Here is a 15,368-nt window from a genome sequence, read left to right on the forward strand (position 1 = left end):
GGGACCCGGCACCGGGCATATAGGGCACATGCCGACGCGAGGAGGGCGTGTGCGAGCGCGAAGGAGCCTCAGGCCGGCGTACGCGCTGACCCTCGCCGCCGCTGCGGGCGGCGTCCTGTGCGCCTGCGGAGGCGGAGGCGGAGGCTCGGGCGCCTCACCGACCCCGACCAGGACGACCGCGTCCCTGCCCCCGGCGACATCGCCGCCGACGTCGTCACAGCCCTCGCCGGCGCCCACGGCGTCCACGCCGCCGGGGACCCCCGGGACCCCCGGGACCCCAGGGGCGGCCGGGGGCGGCTCGGGCCGCTGCCGCACGGACGGGCTGAAGGCCGGCATCAGCACGGCGGGCCCGGCGGCCGGGCAGCGCTTCGCGTTCCTCACCCTGACGAACACGTCCGGTTCGGCCTGCCGCGTCCGCGGCTACGTCGGGATGCTGCTGCTCACGGCGTCCGACCACCCCATCCCGACGAACCTGGAGCGGCTCTCCCCGCCCGGCCCGCAGACCATCGTCCTCCGGCCGGGGGGCAGTGCCTACGCGCGCCTGCAATGGACTATCGTCCCGGGGGCGCGCGAGCCCGCGCACGGCGCCTGCGCCCCCACGCCAGGGCTGGCCTGGATCACCCCGCCGGACGAGCGCGCGCACCTCGTCGTCGCCTGGAACCAGGGGGTGGTCTGCGGCGGTGGCCACGTCTCGACGACCCCGCTGCGCCCCGGCCCGGCGCCTCGCTGACGGCGAACTATTGCATAATGCAATGGATCCGGCTGGGGGAGGAGACCGGGAGTGCCGCGACGCAACGCCGTCCCGTACGGGTACCGCCGCATCGACGACGCGCAGGGGAACTACGTGACCCAGCTCCCCGTCGAACCGCAGGCGAGCGTCGTCCGCGAGATCATCAGCCGCGCGGCCCAGGGCCAGGCGATCGCCGGGATCCTGCGCGAGCTGGAGGCGCGGGGCGTGCCGGCGCCGCGCGGCGGCCCCCGCTGGTCCTGGACGGTCGTGCACGACATCGCCCGCAACCCCGCCTACATCGGACGGCCCGCCGGCGGCGCCGACCCCGACGACCTCGACCGCGTGCACTGGACGCCGCTGGTCCCCGACCAGCTGTTCTTCACCGCGCAGCGCGCCCTCGCGCCGCCGCCGGGCGGCTCGCCGGACCGGTACCAGCTGATCGGGCTCCTGCTCTTCGCCCTCGCCCCCTGCCGCGAACTCCTCGCCGGCTACCTGCCGCCCGTCGGCTGACGGAATACGCCCAGGGTGTATTCGGAATTCGGACGCGCGCCGGCGGGCGTCCGGCCGATGCGCATGGCCAGCGGATTTACCGGGCGCTAACCGATAACGGGCCGCGGCGTGCGGTCGCTTCTTTCCCGCAAGCGCCGTGGAAGACCGGAAGTGGTCGCCGGAAACATATATTCCGGTGGTTATCCTGCTGCTTCGCGCGATTATCGTGAAGGTATCGGGGTCAAGCAGGAGGAGCCTGCATGCGGTGGCAGCCCGCCCGTCTGGTGCTCGCCTTGGCGCTCGGGCAGGCCGTCCTGGGTTTCTCCGCGGCGGGCGCCCGCGCCGACGAGCCGTCCACCGCGCCCGGTCCGACTCCGTCACCGACCCCGTCATCGACCCCCTCGGTGGACGCGCAGACGCTCTACTGCCTCGACTCCGGTAATGCCAAGGCGATCGTGGACGCCGCCGTCAAGCTCGACCCGAAGCGCCTCCTCAAGAAGGGATCAGGGAAGGGCCATCTGATCGGCGCGGACGGTCGCGACGTCACCATTGACGTCTGGCGCGACACCGACCCGGAGGCGTTCAGCCGGGCGTGCGGCGCGCTGGTCGCCGAACGGAAACTGCCGAAAATCCCCGCCGAGAAGTCCGGCCACTGGTGGAGCGGCGTCCCGCCATGGCTCTCCAGCCCGCTCGGCGCCACGCTGCCGGTCGTCATCGGTGCACTGATCCCGCTCGCCGGCACCATGGTGACGTCCGGCCGGGCCGACCGCCGGCGCGCCGCCGAGGCCCTGCACGGGGCCGTCACCGCCGCCGCCCCCGCGGCCCGCGCCTGCCTGGCCGCCTGGAGCGACGGCGCCGGACGCGAGCAGCAGGCGGAGATGGACGTGACGCTGCGGAACCTCGCGGCCGAACTGCGGTCGGCCGGGCGCCGGCACTGGACCTGGAAGCGGCCGGCCGCCGTCGCGGAGGCGCTGGAGGAGTTGAGCGCCGAGATCGGAGCCGCGGACTGGACCGAGCCGAGCGGGCGCGGCCGGCAGGCGCGGGCGTTCCAGGACAGGCTGGAGGCCGAGCACGACCGGGCGCTGCGGGTGGCGGCGGCGCTCGAACGGCCGCTGCTCGGCTGGTGGAGGATGCGTAAGGCATGAACGCGCCGCCCGCCCCCGGCAACCCGTTCCTGCTGCCGGACCACAAGTTCTCCGCCGGAGCGCCGCCGTTGAACTGCGTGCATGCCGACCCGTGCCCGTACGGCTGCCATGTCCACGTCGGGCGGTTCCGCGAGTGCTTCACGGCGTTCCAGGAAGCCGTCCGCGACCTCGGCGCGCTGCAGGAGAGCGGCCTGCTCGCCGCGGTCGGCGGCCCGACCCAGTGCGGCAAGACCTCCCTGATCAACCGGTGCGCGGCCTGGGCGAAGCGGGAGCTGAACCGGATGCTGATCGACCGCGAACCGGTCCGGGCGGTGGTCATCGACCTCACCCATGCCGGGTCGCGCCAGGGGGCGGAGGGCCTCACCGCCAAGATCGCCGCACGCATCGTCATGGAGGTGAACGCGCAGGCCACGGGGCTGCTGCGGACCGGCGTCACCGAGTACAGGCCGGCGTCCCCGCTCGGCGGGGACCGGCCGCCCGACCTGGACGACCTCATGGTGCACCTCACCAACACGATGGCTCCGCGCACGGTCCTCATCCTGCTCGCCCCGCCCGCCGACGACGTCCGCGTCCTCGACCCCTACTGGGACGCCACCTGCAGGAAGATCATCTGGCTGGTGGAGAGCACGGACCCGCAGTTGCGGGACAGGTGCTGGGAGAAGTGGAAACCGGCCGGCGGCGCCCGTTCCTGCCACCTGGACATGAAAGGGCTGTGCAAGGGCGACGTCAAGAAGTTCGCCGAGGCCCGGGCGGGCGCCTTTGTCGGGGAGAACGCGCCTCCCGTCGACGGACGGAATCATCCCAAACTTCACCAGAACGCCCTGGAAGCCCTCACCGCACTCTATGGAGACCCGCCAATGGTACAGATAGGTTCAATCCAGAAATTATTGTATGGCGTTTACGATTTCCATTTGCGTGCAGGTGGGACTCCTGACACCATCATCACGGGGGCGGACATCATGAGTTATGTCCGCCTGCTCGCGGAGGGCGGCGAGGGGTGATCGGAATGACCGCTGCACAGGGCGGCGCCGTGCCGCCGATCGATGACAATCCCTTTCCGTTCCGCCTGGCGGCGGAGAAGCAGGATCTCGGGGAACCGGTCGTCACCGTCGAGACGCCGCAGATCACCGAGGCCCGCCGGTTGCTGGACGCCTACCTGGGGCCGGACGGCGGCCAGGGAATGGCGGTGGCCGTCTGCGGGCAGAACGGCACGGGCAAGACGCATCTGCTGTTCGAATTGTTGCGGACGGTGCGGGAGCGGCCCGACGGGTCGCAGTGGATTTATGTCGAGGGCCAGGGCGGCGAGTTCGCCGATCTCTACAAACACAATTTCCTCGACCAATTCGATCGCACCGAGATTCTCCGCTGGATCCGCGAGCACTACGCCCGCATCGTGGCCGACTGGCTGGACGGCACCGGGTTCCCCGCCGACATCCGGGACCGGCTGCGCGCCGGGGACATCGACCCGCAGCGGTTCGTCGCGCAGTTCAACCTCGAGGAGAGCACCTTCCTGGCGGCCCTGAACGAGAGCCTCTCCGAGGTGACGGCCAACGACCAGTACGGCACCGCGCTCATGCTCCTGCTGCGCAGCGACATGAGCGCGGCGGTGTGGGACTGGCTGCGCGGCGAGCATCCGAGCCCGCTGCTGGCCGAGCGCGGCATCGACACCCCCATCGACTCCGACGCCGACGCGCTGGAGGCCATGGGCGTGCTGACGCTGCTGTGCCGGGGCGTGGACCGCCGCCCGCTCGTGCTGGCCGTCGACCAGATCGAGAAGGTGCTGCCCAGCGCGAGCCGGCCGGACGACACCACGGTGGCGGCCCTGTACGAGCTGATGGACCTGATGGTCCGCCGGGGGGTGTTCCTCGTCCTGTCGGGCCAGCCTCCGCTGCTGACCGCTCTCGGCACCCAGGGGCGGGAGCACCACCTCACCTCGGTGATCGAGACCGGCGGGCTGACGCCCGCGGAGGTCCGCGAGTACGTCGGGCGGTGCGTCGAGCGCACCCGCTACGGCACCGGGAGCAGCCCGTTCTCCCCGGACATCTGCGACTACATCGCGCGGGTCGCCGAGGGCAGCATCCGGCGCGTGGTGGAGATCTGTCACGAGTGCTACCGGGAGTCGCTGCCGACCGGGGAGATCACGCAGTCCATGGTGGCGGCGGCGGCGCGCGGCAAGGGCCGGGCCGCCCAGGGCGAGGTGCGGGACGCGATCGCCGCCGAGCTCGACGAGCTGGGGCTGCGCTTCGAGACCGGCCATCCGGTGGGCCCCGCCGACGGGCCGCGCGCCGACTACTGGATCCCGTCGGTCGGCGCCGGGTGCGCGCTGTTCCTGACCGAGTCGCTGCTGCGTCCCGAGGAGGCCGCCGCCCTGGTCGAGCGGGCCGGCCGGGTGCGGGCCGCCGCGCCCGGATGCCGCACCGCCCTGATCGTCAACGACTTCGCCTCCAAGGCGGTCCGCGACGCCGTCCGCGACCACTTCACCGAGCCGGTGCTGCCGTACCGGGCCGAGACGTTCCGGGCGGAGTTCGCCCGCCTGCTGCGCACCATGCTCGACCAGGTGGAGGCGGCCGAGGGCGACCTGCGGGCGGTGCGCGGCACGCTGCGGCGGCTGGCGGCCGCGCAGGACAGCACCCGCGACCACGTGAAGATGATCGGCTACGAGCTCACCGCGATGCAGACGTCGTTCGAGCGGCAGCTCACCGAGCTGGCCCGCGAGCTGCGCGGCGGCGAGCCCGGCGAGGCGGAGTCGCCGCTGCCGGACGCGGCCGAGCGGCTGTTCGGCGAGGTGCTGGAGGACCTGGAGCGGCTGGGCGGGCTGGAGGGGACGCTGGCCGCGGCCTTCGGCGAGCACGCTCCGGCGGCGGAGGCGGACCTGCTGCGGCTGCAGCGCGGGGACGTCGTCCGGGCGCTCGGTGTCGCCGCGGTGGCGCGGACGGTGGTGACCGCGTTCCGGGACGCGGTGCGCGACTGGGGCCGCGAGTCGGGGGAGCCGCCCGGCCGGGAGCGGTCCCGCAGGCTGGCCGCCCTGTGCCGCAACTACGAGACGGTCATGCAGTACCTGCCGATCCAGCAGCTCGGCGCGCTGACGCAGCTCGCCGACGGCGGTCCCGCCGGCCGGGAGCCGGGGCTGCCCGGACGGACCGGCACCGACACCTACCGCCTGCTCGCCGACCTGGGGTTCCAGGTGCGGCGGGCCTTGCTGCCGGTCGCGTAGCCGGCCCGCCTCATCGCTCCTCGGTGCCGGAATCCTCGCGCAGGAGTCCGGCGACCAGGTCGCCCAGGCGCTCGTCGGCCTGGCTGACCCGGCTCTGGTTCATGGTGACGCCGACCAGGTACTCGTTCCGCTTGAACCGGTAGTAGTAGACGGCGCCCTGCTCGACGTCCAGCACGATCCGCAGCAGCCGCCCGCGCACCGCCTGCCGTGCCACCTGCCCGAGCTGCCGCGCCTGCGACTCGAACCTCTCGGCGAGGCCGCGGTAGTACGCACGGGTGGCGTCGGCGGGCTCGCCGGGCGGGCGTCCCGCGCTGATCCAGTGGTTCTCGAACACGTCGGCCTCGGCGACGACCCGCCCGTCCCGTCCGTGCGCCAGGTAGGCCAGCTCCTCCGGGTGCAGGGCCTCGCCGAGCCAGGTGGCGGGCGGCTCGCCCGGCCCGGACCACTCGCGGCGGCGCGGAACGGCCTGCTCCACCCGCTCCACCCGCTCCACCTGCTCCACCCGGGCGGCCTGCTCCGGCGCCGCGAGGGGCTGCGTGCCCCGGGCCTGGTCGCGGTCCGGAAGCCAGCCGCCCGGATTCTGCGACGGCAGGCCGAGCCAGTCGCGCAGCCTCGTCGCCATCTCGCAGGTGAACCGGTCGGCGTCGCGGACCAGCGGGACGGACGGCAGCGACCGCGGCGGTTCCCCCGCCGCCGCGGCGGCCGTGCCGAAGACGATCCCCACGATGTAGTTCTGCGGCGTCACCGCCACGCCGAGCATCGCGCCCTGCTGGGCGTGCAGCACCATCCGGATCAGCCGTCCGGTCTCGGCGCGGCTCAGCTCGCCGTCCAGGTCGGTCATCATGAACGCGAACTGCTGCTCGGCCGCCTGGTAGCGCGGGCGGCGCTGCGGCACGGCCCCCGGCAGCGCCGCGGCCACCTCGGGAAGGTCGAGCACGTCCACCGCGAACTCGTAGACCTCCCGGTTGCACTTGGCCAGGTGGTGCGGCGCCCCCGCGCGGCACATCCAACGGCGCATCTCGTCGGCCCTGGGCGGTTCGGCCGCGAGGCGGTCGGACCACATGTGCACGCTCTCGGGGAGCGTGCGGGTCTCCTCCATGTCCTCTCCTCCTGTCATCCCCCGTCAAATGAAAGGCACGTCCAGATAGAGCGCGGCGGGCCACGGTCCGGCGCCGTCCGACTCCTCCTTGCGCGCGGCCTGCGCCGTCTCCACGGCCGCCAGGGTGTACGGATGGGTCCGGCCGAGCAGATCGAACGCGTCCTCCGCGGTCTGCTCCGCGGGTCCCCGCGCCTCCTCGAACCGGCCCGCCGCGGCCAGCGCCCGCGACCGCAGCAGCGCGGCCACCATCGTCCACGGGTGCTGCTCGCCGAGCAGGTCGGCGAGCGCCGGGCCCGCCTCCCGCGCCTCGTCCAGCGCCTCCCCGACCGGACCGGCGCCGACGGGACCGGCGCCGGCCGGGCCCGCCAGCAGCAGCGCGGCGCGGTTCAGCCGGCACGCCTGGACGAACGGGTGGTCGGCGGCGTAGGCGGCGGCGAACCCGTCCCGGCACCGGTCGACGCGGTGGACCGCGTCGGCCAGGTCGCCGGCGATGCCCTTCTCGACCGCGTAGCTGAGCGCGGCGGCGAGCGTCGAGGGGTGGCCGCCGCCCCGGAGCGCCCGCAGTTCGCGCAGCGCGGCGTACGCGCCGCCCTGGCGCGCGCCCTCGACCGGCTGCGCGACGACGTCGCGGCGGTTCCGGAGGGCGATGGCGTGGCTGCGCTGTGCCTCCATCAGCGCCGCCCGGTCCGGACCGGGTGTCTCGCGCATGGTGCGCAGGAGCCCGTCCAGGTGCCAGTACGCCCGCTCCCAGTCGCCGGTGGCGCCGAGGTAGTCGCCGATGAGCCGGCTGATCCGCAGCGCGAGCCAGTCCCGCTCCCCGAACTCGTCCTTGCGCTGCGTCCATGCCGCCCGGGCATGCCGGAGGGCCTGCGGGTACTGGCCCATGAGGTGGAACGCCTCGGCGAGGTTGACGCGGTTCAGGACGGTCTCGGGGTGCGTGTCGCCGAACAGGCGGAGCGACTCGGTGTAGACGCCCTGGATCTCGGCCAGCGCCTGGTCGAACCGCCCCAGTCCGCACAGGGCCCCGGTCAGGCCGCGGCGCTGCACCAGCGCCCAGTGCACGCCGGCCGGCCCCTCGTCGCGCAGGAGGGCCAGGGCGCGGCCGCCCAGCTCGTGGGCGCTCCCGTACTCGCCCAGCGCGAGATGGATGCTGGCCGCCTCGCGCAGCAGCCTGCCCTTGAGCAGGTCGTCCGGCCACGCTTCGAACAGCGGCTCCAGCTGGGCGAGCTGGTCGCGCAGAGCGGGCGGGCTGTCGACCGTCTTGTTGAACCGCGCCTGCTCCACCACCCAGCGGCGGATCCACGGTTCGGTGCGGTCGGCGGCGCCGGACGGCCCGAGGTGCCGGTGCAGCTCGGTGAGCAGGCCGGCGTGCCGGCGGATCGACCCGCTGACGGCCGGCGGCACCGTCTGGGCGAGCGCCTCCAGCACCTGCAAGCGGCGTTCCCCGTCCCGCCCGGCGGCGCCCAAGCGGGCGCGGAGGAGCTCCTGCACCGTCCGGTGGAGGCGCAGGATCGGCTGCCGCTTGCGGACGACCTGCGCCAGCCCGTAGCGGGCGCAGATCCGCAGCACCTGGTCGAGGATCATGCTGTCCTCGCGCAGGATCCCGCCGTCGTGCTCCCCGGCGGCCTCGCTGAGCTTCGCCAGGAAGGGGCGGGACGACAGCAGGGGATGGCCGACGCCCTCCGGGGCCAGCCAGGCGCACATCTCCAGCAGCCGCACCGCGATCCGCTCGAGCGGCCGGTCCTGCTCGCCCTCCCCGCCTTCGTCCTCCAGGGTGCGCAGCGTCACCTCCAGGCACGCGTCCGGGACCGTCGCGCGCTCCGCCAGCAGCGGCCCGAGCCGCTGGGCGTACTGCTCCGCCGCCAGCCGCGCCGCCTCCTCGGTGGAGGCCGAGCGGCCGGCGCGCCGGGCCGCCTCCTCGGCGATCCAGGCGGAGGCGAGCTGGACGGCGAGCGGCAGCCCGCCCAGCGTCGCGGCGAGGTCGCGCGCCTCCTCGGCGGCGAGCCCGGCGACCCGGGCGCGCAGCACCTCGGCCCCCGCCTCGGCGCCGATCGGCGCGAGGCTCGTCGTGCCCGCGGCCACCGGCTCGTCCGCGGCCACCGGCGCGGCTGCGGCGTCGGCCGGGCCCGGACCCGCGGGCCGGGCCGACCGGCAGGTGACGAGGACGTGGCCGGGGCCGCCGTCGGGGACCAGATCGCGCAGTGCGGCGAGGTCGGGCGCGTCGTCGTAGATGAGCAGCCAGCGGCCCCGCTTGGCCCGCAGGTGCCGCACGACGGCCGCGACCTTGTCGCCGACCGGCTGGAACCGTCCCCCTCCGGGCGGCGGCTCCTCGCCGGCCAGCGTGTCGGCGAGCTCCGAGAGCCCGAGCCGGACCAGGTCGGTGGTGCGCGCCGAGATCCACCAGACGATGCCGTAGTCGCCGCCGAACATCCGCAGGTACTCCAGCGCCATGCCGGTCTTGCCGATGCCCGGCGGGCCGTCCAGCACCTGCGGTTCGCATCCGCCGGCGGCCTGCGCCAGCAGCCGGTCGCGCAGCTCGCCGAGCTCCCTCTCGCGTCCCCGGAACGGGGCGCGGACCGGCGCGGAGAAGTTGGTGAGCTGCTCGCGCCGCCGCCCCGGCGGGAACGACGGCGCGGGGCCGCGGCCGTCCGGGGCCGGGGCGGACGGCCCTTGCACCAGCCCCAGCCGGCTGAAGAGCCGCAGCCGCACCTGCCCCTCGTCGTCGCCGCCGTCGCGCAGGACGAGCGGCCGGACGTCCGCCGGGACCTGCGCGAGGTCGGCGCCGGGCGGCAGCAGGAGGAGGAACCGGTCCTCGTCCCGCGCGAGGCCGGGCGGGAGGTCCGGCGGCAGGGGCTCCTCCGGCGCGGCGATCCAGACGGTGCGGCCGCCGGCCCCCTCGCCGGGGGCGGCGAGGACGGCGTCCTCGCCGATGCCGAGGAGCTGCTCGCGCACCCAGTCGGCGAGGGGGCGGTGCGGCCAGGTGTGCACGATCGTGAAGGGCGCCGTGCGCGGCTCGTCCGGCTCCTCCGCGGCGGACGGGCCGAGCGCGGTGTTGTAGTTGTCGCGCAGGTGCGCGGACAGCGCCGGCGGATCGGCGATCCGCCCGCCGGTCAGCGCTTCGGCGAGCGCGGCGTACGCGCGCACCAGCGCCGAACCGGCCTCTTCGGCGAGGACCGCGAGGACCCTCCGGTCGGCGTACCGGGGGACGAACGGGATCCGCACCGGCGGGCCGGCCGTGTCCGGTGCGGCGCCGCCGCCGGCCGCGAAACCGGCGAGCCGGTCCGCGACCTGCTCGGGCGGCAGCCGCCCCGCCGGAGCGTCCCCGTCGCGCGGCTCCACCTCGACGGGCAGGACGCGCATCCGGGTGACCGCCAGGGTGGCGACGTCGTCGGCGATCTCGAAGGCGCCGTCGACCGACTGCCGGGTCGGCTCGTACAGCACCACCGTCTGGTCGGCGCCGCGCGCGATCACGTCGAGGATGTCGGGGTCGTGCCCGGTCGGGGCGTCCACCAGCACGTGGTCGTAGCCGGAGGCGTCGATGGCCTCGCGCAGCCGCCGGATGAGGGGGCCGCGCGGCTCCTCCCAGGGCAGGGACGGCATCCGGAGATCGCCGTGCGGCGCGGGCCGCACCAGGTCGATCGCCTCGGTGCCGGGCGGCAGGCAGCGGTGCGCCCGCCACGCGCCGGCGCCCTCGGTCAGCCCGTCGAGCAGCCGGCCGAGCCCGGCGGTCTCGTCGGACGGGCCGAACTCGAAGCGGCTCAGGTAGTCCCACGCCGACGGGCTCTCCCCGCTCCAGTCGACGATCAGGACGCGGGACCCGCCGGCCGCGAGGATCAGCGCGGTGTTGGCCACGGCGGCGGTGCGGCCGAGCCGCGAGCCGGGAGCCGTGAAGACGGTGCAGTCGACGCGGCGGCCTCCCGCCACCGCGCGGGGTCGGTTCATGCGTCCTCGTCTCGTTCCGGCGGCTCGAACACGCCTTCGTCGGTGAAGCTGCCGTAAGCGCAGCCTCCCTCACGGTGTTCCCGCAATGCGCGCACCAGCGCGTGTTCCAGCACGGATCCGGCCGGGGACGGCAAAGACGCCGGGTCGATTCCGGAGAGGTCCACCAGATCCCGCCGCCCGGCATCCGTCATGTCCTCACCGCCTGTGTCCGGACTGGCCCACCATCGTAGGCATGGGCGGACTTTACACAAAGATCTTAACGGGGAAATATCGACGAAGTCGCGTCATGTGACACGGACGCGGGCGCGCGGCCCGAAGAGACTGGATTGGATGACTGACCGCAATATTGACCGGAAACGGCCGGAACTCGGTGCGACGCCCTTTCGGCAGTTCATACTGAAGGTGCACAGCCGCTGTAATCTGTCGTGCCGATACTGCTACGTGTACACGACGGCCGACCAGCGGTGGCGGCACCGCCCGCCGGTGATCTCCCGCGAGGCGGTGGACGCGACGGCCGCGCGGATCGCCGAGCACGCCCGCGCGCACGCGCTCGACCACGTCGCGGTGATCCTGCACGGCGGGGAGCCGCTGCTGGCGGGGCGGGACCGGCTGCGGTACGCGGTGGAGACCGTCCGCGACGCCGTGCGGGACGCCACCGGCGGCGCGACCCGCACCCGGTTCTCGGTGCAGACCAACGGCACGCTGCTGACCCGCGAGTTCCTCGAGCTGTTCGACGAGCTGGGCGTACGCGTCGGCGTCAGCCTCGACGGCGGGGCCGCCGCGCACGACCGCGCCCGGCGCACCGCGCACGGCGGCAGCCACGCCAGGGTCGCGCGGGGGCTGGCCGCGCTGACCGGGCCGTCCTTCCGGCACCTGTTCGGCGGGCTGCTGTGCGTGATCGACCTGGAGCAGGACCCGGTCGCCGCCTACGAGGCGCTGCTGGCGCACGCGCCGCCCGGCATCGACCTGCTGTTCCCGCACGCCACCTGGGTCGATCCGCCGTCCGGGCCGCCGGGCGCGTACGCGCGGTGGCTGGTCCCGGTCTTCGACCGGTGGTTCGGCGCGGCGGTGCGGCCGGCCCGGATCCGGATCTTCGAGGAAATGATCAACGTGCTGCTCGGCGGCACCTCCGCGGTGGAGGGGATCGGGACGACGCCCGCCGGGATCATCGTCGTACAGACCGACGGGCGGATCGAGCAGTCCGACACTCTCGGCGTCGCCTGCGAGGGCGCCGCCGATCTCGGTCTGGACGTGTTCCGCGACGATTTCGACGCGGCGCTGCGGCATCCCGCCACCCGCGTGCGGCAGCGCGGTGCGGCGGGCATTCCGGCGGAATGCGAGCCGTGCCGATGGGCGCGCGTGTGCGGCGGCGGCCTTTACCCGCACCGCTACGGCGCCGTTGACGGATTCGATCACCGCTCGGTCTACTGCACCGACCTGGACGCGCTGTACGGCCACATTCGGTCGGCGCTCACCGGGCGCCTGTCCGAAATCAGCGGCGCCTTCGTCCGGTGAGACCGGAAGCGATGCCCTGATCAAGGATTCGGCATAATCCGATTCACAATTCCGCGCGCGCGGCCGCCGATTGTTTCGCCCGGACCGGCGCGGGACCCGGGTCGGCGGAAACGGCCGCCGCCGGGCGAGTGCGCCCTTCCGCGCCGCCGGACGGCGCCGGGGCGCGCGCCCGCGCCGCCGGGCTGACTACGATGAGGCGGCAGTCCCGTGCGCAGACCGCTCCATCACCGAAGGCCCCCGCGCGCAGGGCCCCCGCCTGTTCGACCTGGCCTCGGACGACGGCGTGCTGCTCGGGCCGCCGGGCTCACCGGCCCGGAGCTCGCCGCGATCGCCGCCGGCGCGCCGCTGGACCTCGACGACCCGGCTGAGGCCGCCGTGCTCCGCCTCACCCGGGCCCTCGTCACCGGCGACGTGGACGACGCGACATGGGCGGCCTGCGTGCCGCCGCTGGACCGCGAGACCGTCTTCGAGCTGACCACCCTCGTCGGCTACTACGCCACCCTCGCCCTCCAGATGCGCGTCTTCCGCGTCTGACGCCCGCCGCGTCGCGCACACTGGTCGTCCACGCGGGCGCGACGGAAGGCGGGACGGCATGGGAGCAGGGGGCGGCCGCCGATGAGCGCGCGACCCCGGACCGCGGCCCTGTCGCCGTGGCGGTTCATCGTCGTGTTCGGCGTCGTCTCCCTGCTCATGGACGTCGTGTACGAGGGCGCCCGGTCGATCACCGGGCCGCTGCTGGCCTCGCTCGGCGCGTCCGCCGCGGTCGTCGGCGTCGTCACCGGCGCGGGCGAGGCCGCGGCGCTCGGCCTGCGGCTGGTGTCGGGCCCGCTCGCCGACCGCACCCGCCGGTTCTGGGCGCTCACCATCGCCGGATACGCGCTGACGGCGGTGTCCGTGCCGCTGCTCGGCCTGGCCGGCGTCCTGTGGGCCGCGTGCGTCCTGGTCGTCGCGGAACGCGTCGGCAAGGCCGTCCGGTCCCCGGCCAAGGACACGCTGCTGTCGCACGCCACCGCCACCACCGGCCGGGGCCGCGGGTTCGCCGTGCACGAGGCCCTCGACCAGATCGGCGCGTTCGTCGGCCCGCTGACCGTGGCCGGCGTCCTCGCGGCCACCGCCGGGGACTACGCGCCCGCGCTGGGCGTGCTGGCCGTCCCGGGCGTCGTCGCGATGGCGATACTGCTCTGGCTCCGCGCCCGCGTCCCCGCCCCCGCCGACTACGAGCCCGCCGCTCGCGAGGACGCGGCTCCGCAGGGGCGGGACGCCGCCGTCCCGGCACTGCCGCGCGCCTTCTTCGTCTACGCGGCGTTCACGGCCGTCACCATGACGGGGTTCGCGACCTTCGGAGTGCTGTCGTTCCACCTCGTCCAGCGGCACCTGCTGCCCGCCGACCTCGTACCGGTCGTGTACGCCGGGGCCATGGCCGCCGACGCCGTCTCCGCACTGGCCAACGGCTGGCTCTACGACCGCGTCGGCCCGCGCGCGCTCGCCGTCCTGCCCGTCCTGTCGGCCGCCGTGCCCGTCCTGGCGTTCACCCGGTCGCTGACCCTGGCCGTCATGGGCTCGCTGGTGTGGGGCGCCGCCGTCGGGATCCAGGAGTCCACGCTGCGGGCGGTCGTCGCCGACCTCGTCCCGTCCCGGCGGCGGGCCACCGCCTACGGGATCTTCGCCGGCGTCCTCGGCGTGGCCGCCCTGGCGGGCGGCGCGCTCACCGGCGTCCTCTATGACCAATCGGTCACCCTGCTGGTCGCGGTGGTCGCCGCCATCCAGGCCGCCGCCCTCGTCCTCCTCGCCGTCCTGCGCGGCCGGACCGCCCCGCGATGAGTACCCGCCCCACCTGCGGGAAAGACCTGCGCGAGCGGACCCCGGGCCGGGGCCCGCCGCTGACGGTCGCGCGCCGAGCGGAAAGGACCTGCCATGCCGTCAGATCCCGAACCCGCGCCCCGCGAGGACCCTGGGACGGACGAGCACGCGGCCCCGCCCGTCCCCCCGGACGCCGATCCCATGGTCGTCGTCGACCAGCTGCACGTCACTTACCGGGTGCTCGGCGCCGAGGCCGACACCGGCAGCTCGCGCGTCCGCCGCCTGCTGCACCGCAGCCGGCCCCGCCCCCGCGAGGTCCACGCCCTCCGCGGCGTCTCGTTCGTGCTGCGCCGCGGCGAGGCGGTCGGCATCGTCGGCACCAACGGCTCCGGCAAGACCACCCTGCTGCGCAGCATCGCCGGCCTCCTGCCCGGCGACCGCGGGCAGGTCTTCACCTGCGGCCAGCCCGTCCTCCTCGGCGTGAACGCCGCGCTCATGAACGACCTCACCGGCGAGCGCAACATCGTCCTCGGCTGCCTCGCCATGGGCATGCCGCTGAGCGAGGTGCGGGAGAAGTACGACGACGTCGTGGAGTTCTCCGGGCTCGGCAAGTTCGTCGACATGCCGATGAGGACCTACTCGACCGGCATGGCGCAGCGCCTCCGGTTCGCCATCGCCACCGCGCAGACCAGCGAGATCCTCATGATCGACGAGGCCCTGGCCACCGGTGACGCCCGCTTCCGCCGGCGCAGCGAGGACCGGCTGAAGGAGATGCGCGAGCAGGCCGCCACCGTCATCCTCGTCAGCCACAGCCTCGGCACCATCGAGGAGACCTGCGACCGCACGATCTGGCTCGACCACGGCCGGATCCGCATGGACGGCCCGTCCGCCGACGTAGTGGCCGCCTACCGAGACGAACACGAGTGAGACGGCCGTACCGCCCGCACTCTTTGAGCCCCTGGATCGCAGGTCGGAGCGGCCTTCCTGACCGCCGCCGTTGCGGCGGGCGGGCGGGTGCTGCGGCGCCGGGGGCTGGGCGGGGCGAGCGGGCGGGTGCTGGGGCGTTGGGCGAGCGGGCGTTGGGGCGCTGGGCGGGGCGAGCGGACGGGCGGGCGTTGGGCGAGCGGACGGGCAGGGGTTGGGCGAGCGGACGGGTAGGGGTTGGGCGTTGTGCGAGCGGATGGCGTCCGGCGGGGGCGTTGTGCGAGCGGGCGGGCGTTGTGCGAGCGGGCGGGCGTTGTGCGAGCGGGCGTTGGGGCGATGGGCGGGCAGCGTTGGGGTGATGGGCCGGCGGCGTTGGGGCGGGAAGGGCTCCGAGTGGCGGAGAGACGGGAGATGAGAGATCGGCGAGAGGGGTGTTCGGGTGGTGGGGTGGCGCTTGCGTACGGGGCCGCCCCTCCAAAGTCAAGGGCGCCTTCGGCGTCGCTTCGCGAT

General features: G+C 74.6%; 12 protein-coding genes. 9 read left to right on the plus strand and 3 right to left on the minus strand.

Going from position 1 to position 15,368, the window contains the following annotated elements; genetic code table 11:
• Window positions 1-49: 49 nt before the first annotated feature.
• The 5 genes from ABZ914_RS10670 to ABZ914_RS10690 all read left to right on the plus strand — a co-directional run bounded on the left by ABZ914_RS10670 (window position 50) and on the right by ABZ914_RS10690 (window position 5,578).
• Window positions 50-730: a DUF4232 domain-containing protein gene (locus ABZ914_RS10670; protein ID WP_500192773.1), complete on the plus strand. Its 681-nt coding sequence runs from the start codon at window positions 50-52 to the stop codon at window positions 728-730.
• Window positions 731-781: 51 nt separating this feature from the next.
• The gene (locus ABZ914_RS10675; RefSeq protein WP_190855728.1) at window positions 782-1,240 is read left to right on the plus strand and encodes a recombinase family protein; all 459 of its coding nucleotides are present in this window, start codon (window positions 782-784) and stop codon (window positions 1,238-1,240) included.
• 239 nt (window positions 1,241-1,479) lie between these two features.
• Entirely contained in the window at window positions 1,480-2,364 is an 885-nt protein-coding gene (locus ABZ914_RS10680; protein ID WP_500192774.1) for a hypothetical protein, read from the plus strand.
• Complete coding sequence (locus ABZ914_RS10685; RefSeq protein WP_500192775.1) at window positions 2,361-3,365, plus strand: hypothetical protein; 1,005 nt, start codon at window positions 2,361-2,363, stop codon at window positions 3,363-3,365. The genes ABZ914_RS10680 and ABZ914_RS10685 overlap by 4 nt, the downstream gene beginning before the upstream one ends.
• A gap of 5 nt (window positions 3,366-3,370) precedes the next feature.
• Entirely contained in the window at window positions 3,371-5,578 is a 2,208-nt protein-coding gene (locus tag ABZ914_RS10690; protein WP_500192776.1) for an AAA family ATPase, read from the plus strand.
• A 10-nt stretch (window positions 5,579-5,588) separates the two neighbouring features.
• On the opposite strand, the gene ABZ914_RS10695 is transcribed toward ABZ914_RS10690, so the two are convergent.
• From ABZ914_RS10695 to ABZ914_RS10705, 3 genes are read right to left on the minus strand one after another with little or no spacing between them, the layout of a single operon-like run.
• Entirely contained in the window at window positions 5,589-6,677 is a 1,089-nt protein-coding gene (locus ABZ914_RS10695; protein WP_500192777.1) for a hypothetical protein, read from the minus strand.
• 24 nt (window positions 6,678-6,701) lie between these two features.
• Window positions 6,702-10,619, minus strand: coding sequence for an FxSxx-COOH system tetratricopeptide repeat protein (fxsT, locus tag ABZ914_RS10700; protein ID WP_500192778.1), 3,918 nt, complete (start codon window positions 10,617-10,619; stop codon window positions 6,702-6,704).
• Window positions 10,616-10,810, minus strand: a complete 195-nt coding sequence (locus tag ABZ914_RS10705; protein ID WP_500192779.1) for a hypothetical protein — start codon at window positions 10,808-10,810, stop codon at window positions 10,616-10,618. The genes fxsT and ABZ914_RS10705 overlap by 4 nt, the downstream gene beginning before the upstream one ends.
• Window positions 10,811-10,949: 139 nt before the next feature.
• Between ABZ914_RS10705 and ABZ914_RS10710 the strand changes: the two genes are divergently transcribed.
• From ABZ914_RS10710 to ABZ914_RS10725, 4 genes are all read left to right on the plus strand, one after another.
• Window positions 10,950-12,134, plus strand: a complete 1,185-nt coding sequence (locus tag ABZ914_RS10710) for an FxsB family cyclophane-forming radical SAM/SPASM peptide maturase (protein ID WP_500192780.1) — start codon at window positions 10,950-10,952, stop codon at window positions 12,132-12,134.
• Window positions 12,135-12,509: 375 nt separating this feature from the next.
• Complete coding sequence (locus ABZ914_RS10715; protein ID WP_500192781.1) at window positions 12,510-12,668, plus strand: carboxymuconolactone decarboxylase family protein; 159 nt, start codon at window positions 12,510-12,512, stop codon at window positions 12,666-12,668.
• A gap of 81 nt (window positions 12,669-12,749) precedes the next feature.
• The gene (locus ABZ914_RS10720) at window positions 12,750-13,955 is read left to right on the plus strand and encodes an MFS transporter (RefSeq protein ID WP_500192782.1); all 1,206 of its coding nucleotides are present in this window, start codon (window positions 12,750-12,752) and stop codon (window positions 13,953-13,955) included.
• Between the two features lie 93 nt (window positions 13,956-14,048).
• The gene (locus ABZ914_RS10725; protein ID WP_500192783.1) at window positions 14,049-14,861 is read left to right on the plus strand and encodes an ABC transporter ATP-binding protein; all 813 of its coding nucleotides are present in this window, start codon (window positions 14,049-14,051) and stop codon (window positions 14,859-14,861) included.
• The last annotated feature ends 507 nt before the right edge of the window (window positions 14,862-15,368 follow it).

Source organism: Spirillospora sp. NPDC046719 (assembly GCF_040645715.1).
GTDB lineage: Bacteria > Actinomycetota > Actinomycetes > Streptosporangiales > Streptosporangiaceae > Spirillospora.